Raw genomic sequence first — 17,258 nt, 5'->3', positions numbered from 1 at the left:
GAACGCGGTACTGTTCCTCCCGATTGTAGGGCCGCATTGTCAGGCAATCAGGCGTTGAGTGCCTTAATAAATTCTCCTCCCGCGATGTATTTATAATTTGGTCCCTGGTTATCTATCATAGGCACGCCTCTAATCGCAATTAATGGCGAATTTTCTCAGATATCCCCAAATAGCTCCTAAACCGGTTTTTTAGGCTTTTTTGACCAGTTTACGTCCGCTGAATGGTTGTTTTATAGCCTTTCTGTCGCCTAAAATCCACTCATATTAGCTGTTGTAAAACCAATTATCCGGCAATCGAAAAAGTTCGCGCCAATTTTTCTAGCCCGATTTTAAACGGTTGTTTTTTGGGAGCAGTGGAAACCAATATCAATTATAACTATACATTTTTTATGAACATGAATGACCAGTTAGCCATACGTTGGGAAAAAACCCGTCAGGGCGATGTCAGTGAATTCGGGGCTATTCATCAGGAGTTGTACCGGGTACTTTACCATTATGTGCTGAAAATTACCCGCGACGAAATTGTATCACAAGACCTTATTCAGGAGTTGTTTATAAAAATGTGGGAACGCCGGGAAAGGCTTGGGCCGATATACAACGTAAAGGTTTACTTTTTTAAGGCAGCCCGCTCACTTGCGCTCAACTATTTTAAAAGCCAGAAGAATCATTTACCAATAGCCGAAGACCAGCGCGAAATTGACCTTGCATTTTCGCAGGAGGAGATTTGGGTGAACGGCGAAAATGATATAGAGTTCAACAGGTTATTAACGCTTGCGTTAAACGCCTTACCCAAAAGACAAAAGGAAATGGTGCATTTAAAATATTTTGACGGCTGGACGTATGAGCAAATAGCTGAGGTAACCGGGATAAATTACCAATCGGTAGTAAACCACGTACATCGGGCTATGCAACAGTTGCGTATCAATTTGGTAGATGATAAACGGGTGCAATCCTGTCGTGTGGCGGTATGAATGGCATAATAGATTGGCAATGCCGTTAAGTTAAGAGGTCTTTCTCGCAAAGACGCAGAGGCGCAAAGTGATTATTTTTCTTGGGCGTCTTGACGCGAAATTAAAATTTTAATATTTCTCCCAACTTAATGGCATTGCCCTCTCCCCAAGGAAGTAATCGCTCATCCCTTTGCTTTTTTTATCTCTTCCAAACACTATGCGCGTAATTTTTACCCACTACCCGCAACACCAACCATTAGCGTTTTTATTTTCCCTGGTTAACTATTGATTAATCCATAGCCTCTTTTTGGTTAATCAAACCCCTCTCATAGAGGTTTTTATAACAGAGATTTGTAATCTGTAAACCAATTATCAGCCATTATAAAACCTATGGCGCCTGTTGGTAGGTGGCCTTTAATTGTGCTCTGACAACACAACACAATTACTGCCATACTATTGCGGCTGGTGTTAACGTGCAATTAATTAAACCAATATACTTAACCATTTATTATGAAAACAAAATTGATGTTTCTGTTTTGTCTTTTTTGCCTGCTTCCTTTCTGGAGCTGCAGGAAATCAGGTGCCCCCGCCGCGACTGCTACCGACAGCGTTAAAACCGGTAAATTATCCAAACTTAAGGTCGCTGCCGTTAGCCCCTTTATCCATCCGGGCCTGTTGCATACCGAGGCCGATTTTATCCGCATGCAAACCATGGTAACGGCAAGCACCGAGCCATGGCTTTCGGGCTGGAACAAGCTTACCGCAAATTCGCACTCCCTGTCTACCTATGTGATGAAGGGCCCGGTTGATACTGTGTACAGGGGATCAGGCGCGCCCGAAAATTACTCCAAGCTGTATAATGATATTGCTGCGGCGTATCAAAATGCCTTGCGCTGGAAAATTAATGGCGATGTGGCCTGTGGTAATAATGCGGTGGCTATTATGAACGCATGGTCATCTACACTCGTAGCGATATCTGGTAGTGCCGATAGGTGGCTTGCTGCGGGCATTTACGGCTACGAGTTTGCCAATGCTGCCGAAATTATGCGCTCATACGGCGGATGGGCGGCGGCCGACTTTACCAGGTTTAAAACCATGATGCTTACCGTGTTTTACCCCATGAACCACGATTTCCTGGTGAATCACAACGGAGCCTGTATCACCAATTACTGGGCAAACTGGGATTTGTGCAGCATGGCCTCAATCCTGTCTATCGGCATCCTGTGCGACGATGCCACCAAATACAATGAGGCCGTTACTTATTTCAAAACCGGCGCCGGTAATGGAGCAATAGATCATGCGGTACCATTTTTATATACAGGCGGGCTTGGCCAGGGTCAGGAAAGCGGCCGCGACCAGGGACACCAGTGCCTTGATATCTCCTTACTTGGTGCCTTTTGCCAAATGGCCTACAACCAGGGCGATGACCTGTTTGGCTACAAAACCAACAAAGCGCTGGCAGTAAGCGAATATACGGCCAGTTATAACCTGGGCAATACCGTACCATTTACAACCTACAACTGGGGCAGCGGTACTACCTGCGCGGCAAATTCGCAAACTGTAATTTCGGCATCAAGCAGGGGCGATATCCGGCCATCCTGGGAGCTAATCTATAACCATTTTGCCAATGTAGCCGGTGTTACAGCCACTTATAGTGCCCAGTATGCCAGCAATATAAGGCCCGAAGGTGGTGGCGGAGACTATGGCAGTACAAGCGGAGGGTACGATCAATTAGGATTTGGTACCCTTACGTTTACAACGTCTACTCAGCCTATTGCTAATGGTACTTATCATCTCGTGAACCGGGCAAGCGGCAAATACCTGGATAACCTTGGCGCTACTGCCAATGCTGCTAATGTTGGGCAATGGGCCAGCAGTACATCCGGTAATCAAAAATGGGTGCTATCCTATAGCGGCGGCTATTACAAGCTTACCTGTGTGTCCAGCAGTAAATGTTTGGATAGCAATGCCAATACGGCCGATGGCTCCAATGTTACCCAGTGGGCAAGCGGAACCTCGCCAAATCAGCAATGGATAATAGTGCCTGTCGGGTCGTACTATAAAGTGGTAAACCGCACCAACGGCAAATGCCTTGATACCGGTGGCGGTACTGCCAATGGCTCCATTATGCAATTCTGGGGTAGTAATACCAGCTTTAACCAGCAGTGGTCTATTGTGCCTTGATGCTGAGTTGTGGAGTCTGAGGTGTGAAATCTGAGGGCCGCGGTCTGAAGCCAACACGAATTCGGGCCTCAGGCCTCTGACCCCAGCCCTCAGATTTCACACCTCAGATTGAGTATTAAATCCCCGGTGGGTTGTCATAGCAACAGGTTGCCCAACTTTTAACTTATTAACTATTGCAGCCTGCTGTTAAACCTGATGAAGAAATTAGTTATAAAAGATATTGCCGAACAATTACAGGTATCAAAATCGACTATTTCATTTGTTTTAAATGGCAAAGCACGGCAACATGGTATTAGTATCAAACTCGAAAATAAAATATTAAAGTATGTTGAAAAGGTAGGCTATCAGCCAAGCCGCATAGCTGTTGGGCTTAGTACCGGCAAAAGCAAAACTATAGGTATGCTTGTTGAGGATATTTCGGATCCGTTTTTTTCTTCAATTGCCCGGGTTGTCGAACGGTCGGCCCTCTCTTCGGGTTATAGAGTTATTTATGGCAGTACCGAGAATGATACCGTACAGGCTATTGATCTGTTGCAGGCCTTTCGAAACCATAATGTCGACGGATATATCATCGCCCCGCCGCCCGGAACTGAAAATTATATCCGGGAACTGGTAGCCGATGGTTTCCCGGTTGTTGTATTTGACCGCGATGTGCCCGGCCTTAACTGCGATAAGGTACTGATTGATAATTTTAACGGGGCCTTACAGGCGGTAGAGCACCTGGTAGCCAGGCAGTTTAAAAATATTGCGATGGTAACGCTGTTATCAAAGCAAAACCAGATGGAAGAGCGCGTCAACGGCTATTTAAAGGCGCTGAATGATTCCGGGCTGGTGCAAAGGATCAAACAAATACCCTACGATCTTGAAAAATCAAAATGTGTAGAACAAATCCGGAGATTTTTAACGGGCCAAAAGGCTATCGACGCCATATTTTTTTCAACCAATTACCTTGCCCTGAGCGGTATAGAAGCTATCAGGCAACTTGGCCTGCAGGTTGCCAGGGACATAGGTATTGTTGTTTTTGATGATAATACCAATTTCGAATTGTTTAGCCCGTCCATTTCGGCCGTCGCCCAGCCTGTAAAACAAATAGGGGAGCAGGTAACCGAAATAATGCTGGGCCGGCTGCAATCAAACAGCCCCGCCGCTTTTCAGCGGATAGTGCTAAAAACCAACTTCATCGCAAGGGAGTCCACATTAAGTCAGCTGCTTTAAGCTAAGGAATTTTAAAAGTGATTTATTCTGGCTAACAATACTAACGCCAACTATTAAATAAATTAAAATTATATATTTATAACTTAAATGTTGTTTAAGCCGTAAAAATCCTGCGGGCAATTGCATAAAAGTGCAATGGCGTTTGTGATACAGTTTAAACAACCTTTACTTTATAACCCTGATTCTATTTTTTTTTGATTGAATGAATACCAAAATATGGCTTAGTATTTTATCGCTTTTTTTATGCAATTTGTGCTGGGCCTATCGTTATGAAGCAAAATCTGATAGCCTGCGAAACGAATTACTCAAATCCATTGCGGCCAAAAAGCAGGTAAATGATACGGCAGTTATAAATGATTTAAATAAACTGGCTGTAGCCTATACCTCATACTATCCGGATAGTACCATTTACTACGGGCAAAAGGCAACACAGATTTCGCGCAGCATAAACTACAGCACCGGCATTGCCGATGGGCTACTGGCTGTTACAACGGTTTACATCAGCCAATCTAAATATGATATCGTATTAAAGAACATTAAAGAAAGTATGGCCCTTTACACCCGGGCCAAAAGTGCCATGGGCATTAGCAATTGTTATAAGCTTTACGGCGACTTGTATTACCAGCTGAGCGATTATCAAAAGGCGTTAAGTTACTACAATAAGGCGTTGCCAATTAAGCTTGCTATTGATGATTTGCCCGGCCTATCGCGTTTATATTTAAGCATGGGCAACAATTATGATAACCTCGGTCACTCATCCACTGCTCTTGATTACTATTTTAAAGCCCTGAATATTGATACAAAGCTTCATAACAAAAAGAAAATATCGGCAGATTATAATAACATAGGCGTCATCCTGCAAAGCATGGAAATTTATCCCCAGGCTTTAACCTATTTTACCGAGGCACTGCAAACCTGGACACAAATGCAATCGGACGGTGGCATTAGCGTAGCCAAACAAAACATTGGCGAAGTATTAATGGCCCAGGGAAAGTATGACAACGCTATTCAGTACCTTAACGATGCCCTGGCTATCGACCAAAAGCAGGACGATAAAGACGGTATAAGCACTTGTAATAGCGATTTGGCAGTTTGTTATATTCGTAAAAAGGAAAATTCCAAAGCTTTGGGCTACCTGCAGCTGGCCCTAAAAGTAGCTACGGATAATCAAATGGACTACAACAAGGTAATTGCTTTGATTAATACAGCCCTGTTTTACAATGTAAACCACGATTACGCTAAAGCTTATGGTTTTGCCCTGCAGGCCAAAACCCTTGCCGATCATATTGGCAGCGTTTTGCTGCGCACAAATGCCGCTGTTCAATTAATTGAAACCCTTGGCGGACTTAAATTGTACAAAGAGGCATATGCCGCCCAAAGAGATTTTGACAACATGAAGCGTACTTTCCGGAAAGATGAAAGTGTTCAAAAGTTTACCCTGTACATAACCCAATATAACTATGCTGAAAAACAGCGGCAGCAATTATTGCAGCAAAAGGCAAATGCCTTGCTCTATCAGCAAAAACTACATGATAAAGACCTGTTAAACATTATATTTTTTATAATTATTACGGCTGTGTTGTTAATTGCTTTCCTGTATTACCGGCAAAAGCAACAGCAGTTAAAAATAAACACCCAGCTTAAACTCAAAAACAATGAAGTTTTGGAGCAAAAGGTGAATATAGACGAACAGGCCGAAAAGCTGAACGATTTGAATAAACTGAAAGATAAGCTGATATCCATATTGGCGCATGACCTGCGGTCGCCGCTGAGTACCTTACGCGGCTTGTTTGACCTGTTGTCCGACGAATCTATCAGCCACCAGGAGATGCTGGAGATGATCCCATCTGTAATACGAAAGCTCGATTACACATCTGATTTTCTTGATACACTTCTATTCTGGATCAATAGCCAGCTCGAGAATTTCAACGCATCGGGCAAAAGTTTTTCAATAGATGATATTATCCAGTCGGAAATTAAAAACCATACCGAGCAGGCCTCTTTTAAGGGCATTACCGTGCTATGCAGCGGTAATAACGAACTAATGGCCCTTGCCGACCCTAATTCGATAAGGATAGTTGTCAGGAACTTAATTACCAACGCCATCAAGTTTTCTGGCGCTGGTGATGTTATAGAAGTATCCGCCACTGAGCAGGACGAAAACGTATTGGTAACGATAACAGATACGGGCATAGGCATGCCGCCCGACCGGGCTAATAAACTTTTCAAAAGCCAGGTTGATAGCAAGACCGGAACACTTAATGAATCGGGCACAGGTATGGGCTTGTTACTTTGTAAAGACCTGGTCGAAAAATGCAAAGGCCGTATCTGGGTAACCAGTGAAGAAGGCGTTGGCACCAAATTCAGTTTTGTTATTCCGCTGCAGCCCGCCGCTACCATGGCAGCGGGCGAGGTTGATTGATAAGGGCAGGCAGCCCCCTCTAAATCTCCCCCGGTTGGGGAGACTTAACTGCACTGCTTTTTAAAGTCCTCCCTCCCGGGGAGGATTTAGGTGGGGCTTACCGTTCCGTATCCGGCAGCTGTTTAATCTCGATATTCCTGAAATCAACAGGTTGGCCCTCGCTTTGTAAAGCAACAAAGCCGCTGCTCAATAACTTTCCGTCCTGTTTGTATTTAGGATCATAACCATTGGCCACGCCGCCTCCAATAGAGGGTTTAGAGTATTGCAGTACGGTATCGCCGTTGATGATATGGGTAACTAACTTGTTGCCCAGAACAATCAGTTCGCCTTTTACCCATTGCTCGCCATCATAGGTTTTCGATGTCGAACTGATGCAATGGTCGGGCCAAACCCTTCCTTTATAAACCACATCGGTACCGGGCGAGCACATATTGCCTGTTGGTCTGGGTTTTCCGTCGCCAAGGCCACCCAGTAACTGCATTTCGATGGATATCGGCCAATCCTGGTCTTTAAGCATGGTCCTGGGGTCTTGCGAATGAAACATAACGCCGCTGTTAAGCAGGGTGTAGTCAGGCGCGCCTTTTTGCTGTTTGCCAACAAAACGATACTCAAACCGCAGTTTAAAGTGCGAAAACGGCGTTTTGTAGTACAGGTGACCAAATTGATTATCGAACTCGCCATACTGATCATACCTGATCTTGATTATGCCATCTTCTACCCTAAATGTATTACCATAATTTTCGCCCACCAGGTGATGGTTAATCTTTACAAACCAATCCTTTATATCGGTTCCGTTAAATAGCTTCTTCCAGCCTTTGCCGTCGTTACCGGCATTGGCCAGTTTTTTAGCGCCGGTACAGCCAAGTAACAAAAAACAGGAAAATATAAAAAGATAACGTGTGTTTTTCATGGCAGGGTAGGTGTTATGGTTTATGACCAGGTTGTTTTAATGGTACCAAAATAGCATTAAATTCAATAGGATAAGTAAAACCGGAGTATAAATAACGCAACCAGCACCGGCAAGGCGCCCATCAGCTTTTATCATCCATTTGTTACAATTAATCAAAAAAGTAAAAAAGATAAATGCCAACATGTAGCTTAGTGAAAATTAATGTGTAGCGATGATACAAATCCCTAAAGACCTGCTTGATCATCATTCGCATATCAGGTTGCGATTGTCTGATATGTACGGGATCATCATTGATAAAAAGCGCCCTTTCAGGTGTGATGATACCCTGCAAACCGCGCATTGCCTGGAAATAATTTTAACGGGTACCATTGATGTGAGGTATGGTAGCTACGTACAACACCTAACGGCCGGCGATATCCAGTTCAGGCGGCGGGGCAATTACCAGTTGTTCCCGTCTGATGATTATACCAGCCTGCTCATTTTTATGGAAAATGAGTTTGTTGATTATTTCCTGGAAAGCCATGTGCCCGAATTTAAACAGGAAAAACTGTGTGCCGATTTGCCGCCGTTTACCTTTAAAACTTCCGAATTTATAAAAGCCAACGTAGCCCAGGTTATGCAGCATATTGTACAGCCGCAAAACTACTCCAGGTGCATTGTTAAGTTTGCAGCCCACCAGGTGCTGTTGCAGATCTTATCGGGCGATAAATCAAAAACCTTTGCCTCGTTTTTGAAAGACCTGGTAAGTAATAAAAAGGTTGATCTGGCTTACTTTATGGAAACCAATTTCAACAGGCAGCTTTCCATAGCCGATATGGCCAAACTCACCGGCAGGAGTGTAAGCGCGTTTAAAAAAGAGTTTACAGATCGTTTTAATACCACGCCAGTAAAATGGCAGTTTAACCGCCGGCTGGAGTATGCCGAGTACCAGTTAAAGCACTCGAACGATCCGGTATCGCTGGTGGCTTATAGCAGCGGGTTCGAAAATATTTCGCATTTTTCGAAAGTTTATAAGCAGAAGTTTGGTGCTTCGCCCAAAAGCGCGCGTAACGAACTGGTGTCGTGTCTTCCATAAAATTGACGGACAGTTTTTAGCCCAAAGTCTTAAGTTCTAAATCAAAAAAATAACTTTAGACTTACGACTTAGTACTTTAGACTTAACCGGCCTTATAAAAACAAACAAATAAAGCCTCACAACAAAATTACGGCCCTTACAAAGCTGCAATTTTGGGGTATGAAAACACTACAGAACACCAACCCTGCATTAATACTCGTTGATATACAGCAGGGTTTTGATAATATCCCTTATTGGGGCGGCCAACGCAATAACCCCAATGCCGAAGTTAATGCCCGCAAACTGCTTGATTACTGGCGGGCAAATAACCTGCCGCTGTTCCACATCCAACATTGCTCGGCTAACCCTAACTCGCTGCTGGCCGAGGGCAACCCCGGCAACGCGCACAAAGAAATTGTGAAACCTTTGCCCGGCGAAACGGTGATCAAAAAATCGGTAAACAGCTCCTTCATCGGCACCAATCTGCAACAACAGCTGGATGCTGCGGGCATAGATACCGTAGTTATAGTTGGCCTTACCACCGAACATTGTGTATCTACCACGGCCCGTATGGCTGGTAACTTTGGCTACCACACCTTTGTAGTGGCCGATGCTACCGCCGCCTTTGCCAAAACCGGCATCAAAGGCGAACACTACGATGCCGAAACCATCCATTTAACCGCACTGGCGCAAATTAACAACGAGTTTGCCACCGTTTTAAATACCGATGACGTACTTAACGCTTTAAAAAAAAACGATGATTTTCTTTAGCAATTTAATCCATAAGCTGTTTGCAAGCTATTTGCCCGTCTCACAGGTGCTGTCGGTGATGAAATAAAGGCAGCGCCGTCTTGATTCTTGATACTCAATACTTGATACTAAACAGTGCGTTCCCGCCGCTGGTAGAAGCGGCGGTCAGGCTTTTCGTTACAAGTCCTCGCCTTGCCTTTGCCGCCCCGGCCAGCCCGCGCTCTGGGCTTTTCACTGCAATCCTTAACGCGAACTGCGGGTATACAAAAAACTCCCGGATGAAATTAAACATCCGGGAGTTGCATATTTATTACATAGCATGCAGCTCCGGAGCATTATTCCCCGGAAATTGGCTCTACACGAATATTGTCGAACAAGTTTCGGCTGTATGTACTTGCTATGAATGCCGCACCCTTTAAATGCGACTCGTCTGTAATGGTCGTCAGTTTTTTACCGTCAATAAAGCCGGTAATTTGTGTGCCCTTCATTTCCAGGCGCAGGTGGTGCCAGGCTGCAGGTGCAAATCTCTCAATCTGGCCCGAAGCAAGCGTATTATAACCCCAATTGAGCTGCCACCGCCCATCCCCTGTAAGTATCCAGCGTATGCCCAACTTTTCGCGGTCGGCGTAGCGACCGCCTAACTCAACATCGCCGCCATCAATTAATACATCGCCTTCTATGGCATAATCGTTCCAGTTAAGGTCGCCAAATAGCGAGTGGGGCTTCAATAGCCAGTTATCATACCATAAAATGCCCTGTTTAGGTACAATTTGTGCCAGGCAGATCCCACCCTTGGGTGATTTGCAAGTTTCGAAAGTACCTTTCTGATCAGAAAAGTAGCGTGGTGTTTTTCCGGCAGCATAGGATTCAAAATTTTCGGTATAGGGAAACGGGAAGGGCTTACTTTCGGGCGGCGTACCATGGGAGCCTTTTGTTTGCCCGGTGGTACTGGTTAAGGTATAAATTGCATCACCTTCCAGTTCAACTTCTACCGAATTATTGTTTAACCGCAACGGCCTTTGCTGTATAAACTGCTCTTTCGCGGTCGATTTCCATATATAAACCGGGCCTTTTTTAAGCCCTTCACCAATATCCAGCTTCACCTGCTGTTTTTGGCCGGTGACTATGATAACCGACCAATCGCCGGTTTGGGGATTCCGCAATGCCACATGGCTGCCGCGCCAGGTAGTTGCATCAAATTGTCCGCAGGCTTTATCCATATAAACCCAGCCGGGTTCGGCAAATTGGGTGGTGTGAGCCACTGCCCATACCGAAGGCCAGATGGTGTAATGGCCGCTCCAGGGTTGGTCGGCCTGTAAGGCGCCGGTATTGGCCCAAATAATTTGGTCATAAATACCATCAACAGGACACCATATCTCAAATTTGGTAATACGGTCGCGGCTATATAATTTGTTCATTAGCCGGGCCAGGTAAATGGTGCCTTTGCCTCCCCATTCCTGTCCCGACTGGCTCCATTCCTCGCTGGCCCATAAAGGCTTGCCCGATCGTTTGGCTTTTTCCGTCGCGTCGCGGCCTCCTTTCTGATCAATATCCCAGGGCTCACGACCGTCCACATAGTGATAACCCACTGCATTAACCAGGTTGTTATACACCGCATTTTTTTCAAGTTTATCAAATACCTGCCAGAATTCGCTATCATCATCCGGAGCCTGCAGCTTTACTTTGGCAAAACCATGGGCATTTAGCGTTGGGCGTAAATTTTTGGCTATCCAATTTAAATCAGTTCCCATTTCGTTTTGACCGGCCGATATCCAGTTGATATTCAAATGATAGTTTTTGCGGGCAACGTCTAAAAAGGAAACAATCCAGTCGGCAGATGCCTGCGAAAAACGATTGTCAACCCAATTAGGATAAGCCCAGGGCAAACAGTCAAGTATGATTTTCGGGTTACGTTTGCGCGATTCGGCCATCAGCCAAAATTCATAACCGCGGGGTTTGGGATTCAGCAATTCTGCGCGTGTGACAACATGCGAAGGCTCGCTGCCGCATGTGGAATTCTCGCCACTTCCTATCTCAACTTTAAGATGCTGAAAACCCGCGCCAAATTTTGGTTTAAAAAGAAAATCAAGAACTTCAGCCCGTTGCTTTTTAGGGTAGTCGACCAAATTACGAGTAGAAGCGCCGGCACTTACAGCCCCAATCCCTTCAAACACCCTTCCCGCATCATTTGCGGCTAACGTGATCGTTGTTTGCGCTTTACTATCCAACACAACAAGAAACATTGTTGTAAAACAGAGGATAATTTTTTTCATGGTAAAAGCTTTATTACTGGTTTAACTGAACTTGCGAAACTTGAAATTTGACCCAAAATAGCATACCCGGCAGGGGTATGCAAATTGCTTAGTACCATTATCGTCGTTTACAGAAATGGAAATGCCGTTATGGTGCTTTGGTATAAAGCTACAATCATTTTGTTAATATTGGTCATGGTTTGCCGCTAACGGGGTTATTGTTAGTGCTTTACCATTGTACATAACAACAAGTATTGTCATTAATACTACCAGCTAAAGCTTGATGATCTGGTTCTGAATGGCATACAATACCAGGCCTGTGCGCGATTTTATGTTCAGTTTGGCAAACAGGGCCTCACGGTAATTATCAATGGTGCGTGGACTTATGTTCATTTTGTCGGCCATTTCTTTGTAGGTAAGCTCCGAACAGCAGAGTTTTAAAAATTCCACTTCGTTTTTTGAAAATGATGCCTCGGCTGTTTGGCTGGTCATGGACCGCATAAGTTTGCCCGATACCATTTCGTTAATGAAAACACCTTTGGCAAAAACAGTTTTTATAGCATTGAACACCTCGCGCGGGTCGGCTTCTTTTAATACATAACCACAAGCGCCGTTTTTAATCATTTTAATTACAGCCTTATCATCTTCATACATGCTTAAGGCTAATACCTTAACCTGGGGGTAGTGGTTTTTTAACCAGGCGGTAGCAGCGTAGCCATCCATAACCGGCATGTTAATGTCCATTAAAATTACATCGGGCATTGTTCTGTTGGTTAAAAACTGTTGCATGTGTTCGCCGTTGCCGGCTTCAAAAACAATATTCAGCTCGCCAAATTCTTTCATCAGCGCGGCTACGCCGTTACGGAATAAGGTATGATCGTCTACAATGGCAATATTTATAATAGTGTTTTGTTGCATGTTACAGGTACGGAATAAAAACGTGAATATGGGTGCCTTCACCGGGGGCGGAGTGGATAGTAGTTTGCCCGCCAATAAGTACAGCACGCTTATGGATGTTTTGCAGCCCCATGCCCATTTGGCCGGCCTGTATTTCGGCCAGGTTAAAACCAATACCATTATCGGTAATAACCAGTTGAAGTTGTCCGCCGTGATAGCTTAATTTAATGCCAATGGCTGTAGCCTGCGCGTGTTTGATAGCGTTATTGAGCACCTCCTGAGCTATCCTGAAAATAATCAGGTCCTTTTCAGGATTGGCAGTTACTCCGCTTAATCCATCGTCGAGGTAATTAACATGGTATTGCCCGGTTTTTTCCAGCCATTTTACTTCTTGTTTTATAGCTTCGGTTAAACCAATGCCTATCAACTGCTCGCCCTGTAGCAACTTACCCAGCAGGCGCATTTCCTGTATGGACCGCGAGGTAAGCTCAATGGCGTCACCCACCTTTTTCATCATCGTATCCGGTTCGCCATAAGCAATTGATTTTAAGGTGAACGAGGTAAGGCTCAGCAACTGCCCCACGTTATCATGCAAATCGGCCCCAATGGTTTGCATGGTTTGCTCGCGAATTTCGTGCTGGGTTTTGATTAGTTCGTTATTAAAATTCTGCTCCATCTGCTCTTTCTCCTCAGCATATTTTTTCTTCCGCTTGTTATACACCAAAATGTAAAGCACAATAAATGCCGGGGAGATCATAAATATCACCGTCCCGGTAATCACCAGTGCTCTTATGTTGTCGTTATTAACCATTTTCGGCAGATAAAACTATAGCTCCAGAAACCATATAATAAAATATCAAGAAACCTGAAAATATAATACGTGAGGTGATGCTTATACAACATTACCGCATACAACTGCTCATCAAATAAATTAGATGCAGTTGCACCGAAGAAAAAGAACAAAATACCTGCTGCCCACCAAAACTCGGGTGAATACCTCAAATCAACATATTGGTCATCTTTAAACCTGAGGTAATAATAAATAAGACTGTATAACACAAACAATACCGACATTACCGTATAAGTATGGTTGCTATACCAAAAAAAACCTTTGTTATACATATCATATGCATAACAAAGGCCTAATATAATAACGCCTATAATTAATACGGGCTTAAAATTAGTGTAGCGACTAAACAAATGTGCAAACATTATATGTGTGATAACAATTTCGAACAATATGAAAATGTTATACACCCAATGGTTATTTTGTGACGCCGAATGTAAGAAAACATACCTGCCGGCTGTTTCGCTCACAAACGTTGCAACCATCAGAACGATCATTAACCGCCAGGCCAGTGCCTTATCCTTTCTTAAACATATTAAGGCAATTACCGCGCAAATGAATTCGCAAATGGTGTTTAAAGTGTAGTAGTCACTTAACATAGTATAATATTAGTTGTTGCAGTGGCTGGGGCAAAGTTCACCGTTGTTTAATCCTGCTGCTTTCGAAAAGAAGTACTTCCGTACTTTTTCAAGAGTATTGCAATTAAAATTATCTCTTTGTGTGTGTCTTTGCGGGTGATCACTTGTGGCTACGATGGTGGAATCTTTTGTCAGAGTAAAAACAAATGTATCTCTCTGCTGCTTCCTATCTAAAACAGGGGTTGATGGAGGGTCCACCGGGCGTCCCAGCGAATTTGTATCACCGTAGTTGCTGGTATAAATACGTATTCCATCAAAAGCAACTTTTGATTCAATTATACTTGCGAGCATTTCGAAGTCAAACCATACAGCTTGGGTATTAATTTCTTTGTTACCGAAGTGCGTAGTCATGTTTTCTCCTTCGGCCCTTGAAATATCATGGCTCGGGCTGATAATGCAATTATCTGCACAGTTCAATCTGCACGGATCATTTAATAATGCTCCTCCGTCACAACTACCAGTGCCTTTTTCTCCACTTATGTCCTTAGAAGATGTGTACAATGGCATTCCTCCATCGTGGTAATAATAATCAGTATGCCATATCGTTGAGGTGCCTGGATACGTCCCTTTGTTTTTTGTTGACACAATGGCTACAGAAAGATCAGTTTTGTCAGACGTACGGCTTATAAAATATATTCTAAACCCATCGGGCGTACCAATGTCTTTACTTAACCTTCCAGCACGCTCTTTCAAAAGCAGGGCATACATATTTCTAATTATGTCGTCGCTGAACCAGATACTTTCCTTGCTTCGTGGAATAATCTTTTGATAGATGACTGAGTTAAACTCGTCGGTCATTTTTTTAACGTCAGCTGAGTCAATCCCATTTAATGACTTATGTACTAATACAATTGGGATCGAATCAGCTTTGGGGGCATGTGCAATTGCTTTTTTTTTAATAACAACTCCACCTGCATCGGTGGTGTCTTTTGATATTTCTTTTTTACTGTAGGATTGATTACATGACCACATCAGCGTGGTCACTGCTAATAACAAGGAGATTTTTTTCATGACATTAAGATTTGGGTTGGTGTTTAAATATAGTTAAAAGTTGTGAATTGATAGTGCCAAAATTCGATATTGGAAACTAAAGTCCTCCAGATACTTATACGGTTTTCAGTACCGTAAAAATACCCTGCCAAAAAGGGGCTTAGTACGCTAAAAGCTACTCATCAAACTCCCGAAGTTTGAATTATTCAATCCCCAATTAAAAATGAGCAAGAATGCGCTGCTGTTTATACTGGCTACTATTTTATTAATGATAGTGACGCTAATTGTGGTTCATCACTGGCCGCGAAAGCTAAATGTAAACACATTGCCATTCAATATCAAAAAAACGGCTTTTGCCTTTGAAAAGAGTTACTGCTTACGCCGCGAGACGGAACAAAGCATGCGGCCCTATATAGTGTTTTAACAAATAAAATAATAAATATTTAACTCAACCCTTAAAACCTCTCATCATGGATCTTAACATTAAAACCACTGCAAAAAACGGGCAACTCATTGTTTACATCATTAACAAAAACAATGTAAAAATTTTAACTGTACACGAAAACGGCACAGGAAGCTGCCTGCTGGTACCTGGCGAAAAATATAGTTTTGAATGGCACACCTGGAACCCGGCAGCAGCCGATTACACCATTATAGCTTCTGTTACAGGCAACCCCACAGGTTTTCCAGCATTAAATTTTGCTAAAAGTTATTCTGGCCCGGCAACAGATGCTGGCGTATTTTCATTCACCGTTTAATTAAGGCATCATGAAAAAGATAATTTTATTAGCGGTATTTATTATTGTGGTAAGTAATGCCTTTGGCCAAACCCCGGCTAAAACTGTTGAAGAGTATAAAGTTGAATCAAATAACAAGCAAATCGGTGAAAATTTCACTCCGTTTGGAGGTGCTGCGTTGTCTAATTTTGTATCTAACATCTCAGTTACCTCAGTTTTTAACGAAGGTGTAAATGGCAAAGTGGAACTAAAATATAAAACCAAATCATCGCTTGTTTTCGGTTTGTATGCCGATCAAAAAGTAGGAGCTGGCGATAAACAGGCATCATTTGTTGATTTTACAAAAGGGATAAGTCCAGGCACAACTATTGGCTTTAATTTTCAAAAAATCCGCTGGGCACCCAAACCGTTTTCGCCAACAGAGCGAACTGACTTAGAAGCGTTATTTGCAGATTACGCGCGTACCCATCCCGAAGTAACCGACCCTCGAAATGTGGGTATGTTAGATGTCGCTACACACGGAACGGAGGCTCAAAAACAAAGGCTTGCACAAGTAGGTTATAAAAACGACGCCCCTGTATTCTTTAACTTTGGCATCTCCTTTACCAAATCAAATTTCTCGTATTCAACAGATTCTGTGAAACTAAATAGGATAGACGCAAATTACTTAACACCTAATATTAAACTGTCTGTAGGTTTTCCATTTAAAGATTTGACAGGCTACTTTGGTATAAACTACGCTTACTCATCAAGCTACAAAGCGGCAGACGATGTTGGTTTTGTTTCACCCTTCGGCACCACAGCCAATTTTATAACACAGACCCTCGCTTTTGGTAAACCAACTAAGCAGTATGATCATAAAATAAGCCTTGAAGCGCGAAAAAGCTTTGGCGGAGAAAACCCGGCGGTAGCAATAGATCCAACCTTGATTTATGGCTTCAAGAGCAAGAAACTGGCGTTATCCCTACCTGTGTACTTTATAAAAGCGCGAGATGACAACGGAAATCCAATTGGCCTGCAAGGGGGTATCAACATCGGCTATGTAACACCAACAAGCTCATTAGCCAGCTTTAAAAGCGGATCAAGCTTCCAACTTATCTTAACTGTTCCATTCGACATATTTGGAGGATTGTAGTCCATGGTACCCGAATGCTTATAATTTCCAAAAGAGGCTGTATCATAAATCATGATCAGCCTCTTTTTTATTATTAATGGTTTATTGCTATAAAATCAATTAGTTATCTATGGTTTTATTTGTTTTAACAATCTGATTTTCATATATTTAAAGTATAGATATATGAGATATGGCAATCAGACAACCTGTTTTCAAACACTATGATCAGCAGCAAATATTAGCTATTCCGCCAACCCTGGAGGAGCTAATCCCGCAATCCCATCCGGTTAGAGTTGTC

General features: G+C 43.2%; 15 protein-coding genes. 9 read left to right on the top strand and 6 right to left on the bottom strand.

From position 1 onward, the window contains the following. Positions 1-353: 353 nt before the first annotated feature. The 4 genes from AC1DV1_RS24710 to AC1DV1_RS24695 all read left to right on the top strand — a co-directional run bounded on the left by AC1DV1_RS24710 (position 354) and on the right by AC1DV1_RS24695 (position 6,771). On the top strand, positions 354-971 hold the full coding sequence (locus AC1DV1_RS24710; protein ID WP_477365136.1) for an RNA polymerase sigma factor: 618 nt from the start codon (positions 354-356) through the stop codon (positions 969-971). A gap of 489 nt (positions 972-1,460) precedes the next feature. Then, complete coding sequence (locus tag AC1DV1_RS24705; protein WP_477365051.1) at positions 1,461-3,134, top strand: RICIN domain-containing protein; 1,674 nt, start codon at positions 1,461-1,463, stop codon at positions 3,132-3,134. A 195-nt stretch (positions 3,135-3,329) separates the two neighbouring features. Next, a complete protein-coding gene (locus AC1DV1_RS24700) occupies positions 3,330-4,349 on the top strand; it encodes a LacI family DNA-binding transcriptional regulator (RefSeq protein ID WP_477365048.1) in 1,020 nt (339 codons plus the stop codon). A gap of 202 nt (positions 4,350-4,551) precedes the next feature. Next, a complete protein-coding gene (locus AC1DV1_RS24695) occupies positions 4,552-6,771 on the top strand; it encodes a tetratricopeptide repeat-containing sensor histidine kinase (RefSeq protein ID WP_477365045.1) in 2,220 nt (739 codons plus the stop codon). 97 nt (positions 6,772-6,868) lie between these two features. Here the strand turns inward: AC1DV1_RS24695 and AC1DV1_RS24690 are convergent, their stop codons facing one another. Further along, positions 6,869-7,681, bottom strand: a complete 813-nt coding sequence (locus tag AC1DV1_RS24690) for a 3-keto-disaccharide hydrolase (protein WP_477365042.1) — start codon at positions 7,679-7,681, stop codon at positions 6,869-6,871. A 211-nt stretch (positions 7,682-7,892) separates the two neighbouring features. On the opposite strand from AC1DV1_RS24690, the gene AC1DV1_RS24685 reads away from it, so the two are divergent. Together AC1DV1_RS24685 and AC1DV1_RS24680 are read left to right on the top strand one after the other, a co-directional pair. Further along, complete coding sequence (locus tag AC1DV1_RS24685) at positions 7,893-8,756, top strand: helix-turn-helix transcriptional regulator (RefSeq protein ID WP_477365039.1); 864 nt, start codon at positions 7,893-7,895, stop codon at positions 8,754-8,756. A gap of 159 nt (positions 8,757-8,915) precedes the next feature. Then, positions 8,916-9,506, top strand: coding sequence for a cysteine hydrolase family protein (locus AC1DV1_RS24680; protein WP_477365036.1), 591 nt, complete (start codon positions 8,916-8,918; stop codon positions 9,504-9,506). A gap of 314 nt (positions 9,507-9,820) precedes the next feature. Here AC1DV1_RS24680 and AC1DV1_RS24675 read toward each other — a convergent pair whose 3' ends face one another. The 5 genes from AC1DV1_RS24675 to AC1DV1_RS24655 form a co-directional block, all read right to left on the bottom strand. After that, positions 9,821-11,758 (bottom strand): glycoside hydrolase family 30 protein, encoded by a 1,938-nt coding sequence (locus tag AC1DV1_RS24675; protein WP_477365032.1) that lies wholly within the window; start codon positions 11,756-11,758, stop codon positions 9,821-9,823. A 252-nt stretch (positions 11,759-12,010) separates the two neighbouring features. Continuing rightward, positions 12,011-12,655, bottom strand: a complete 645-nt coding sequence (locus tag AC1DV1_RS24670; protein WP_477365029.1) for a response regulator — start codon at positions 12,653-12,655, stop codon at positions 12,011-12,013. A gap of 1 nt (position 12,656) precedes the next feature. Further along, a complete protein-coding gene (locus AC1DV1_RS24665; protein ID WP_477365026.1) occupies positions 12,657-13,445 on the bottom strand; it encodes a sensor histidine kinase in 789 nt (262 codons plus the stop codon). Beyond that, positions 13,424-14,080 (bottom strand): hypothetical protein, encoded by a 657-nt coding sequence (locus AC1DV1_RS24660; RefSeq protein ID WP_477365023.1) that lies wholly within the window; start codon positions 14,078-14,080, stop codon positions 13,424-13,426. The genes AC1DV1_RS24665 and AC1DV1_RS24660 overlap by 22 nt, the downstream gene beginning before the upstream one ends. Before the next feature lie 9 nt (positions 14,081-14,089). Continuing rightward, complete coding sequence (locus AC1DV1_RS24655; RefSeq protein ID WP_477365020.1) at positions 14,090-15,130, bottom strand: hypothetical protein; 1,041 nt, start codon at positions 15,128-15,130, stop codon at positions 14,090-14,092. 202 nt (positions 15,131-15,332) lie between these two features. On the opposite strand from AC1DV1_RS24655, the gene AC1DV1_RS24650 reads away from it, so the two are divergent. Genes AC1DV1_RS24650 through AC1DV1_RS24640 form a run of 3 tightly spaced genes read left to right on the top strand, consistent with a single transcriptional unit; the run spans position 15,333 to position 16,981 of the window. Further along, the gene (locus tag AC1DV1_RS24650) at positions 15,333-15,533 is read left to right on the top strand and encodes a hypothetical protein (protein WP_477365017.1); all 201 of its coding nucleotides are present in this window, start codon (positions 15,333-15,335) and stop codon (positions 15,531-15,533) included. A gap of 46 nt (positions 15,534-15,579) precedes the next feature. Then, positions 15,580-15,867 carry a hypothetical protein gene (locus AC1DV1_RS24645; RefSeq protein WP_477365014.1) on the top strand — a complete coding sequence of 96 codons (288 nt, stop codon included), beginning with the start codon at positions 15,580-15,582 and terminating at the stop codon, positions 15,865-15,867. Between the two features lie 10 nt (positions 15,868-15,877). Next, entirely contained in the window at positions 15,878-16,981 is a 1,104-nt protein-coding gene (locus AC1DV1_RS24640; RefSeq protein WP_477365011.1) for a hypothetical protein, read from the top strand. Positions 16,982-17,258: the final 277 nt, after the last annotated feature.

This window comes from Mucilaginibacter sp. P4_D1, from assembly GCF_056401935.1.
Note: the sequence above shows the minus strand (reverse complement) of the source record. Positions and strands in the feature narration are given on the sequence as shown.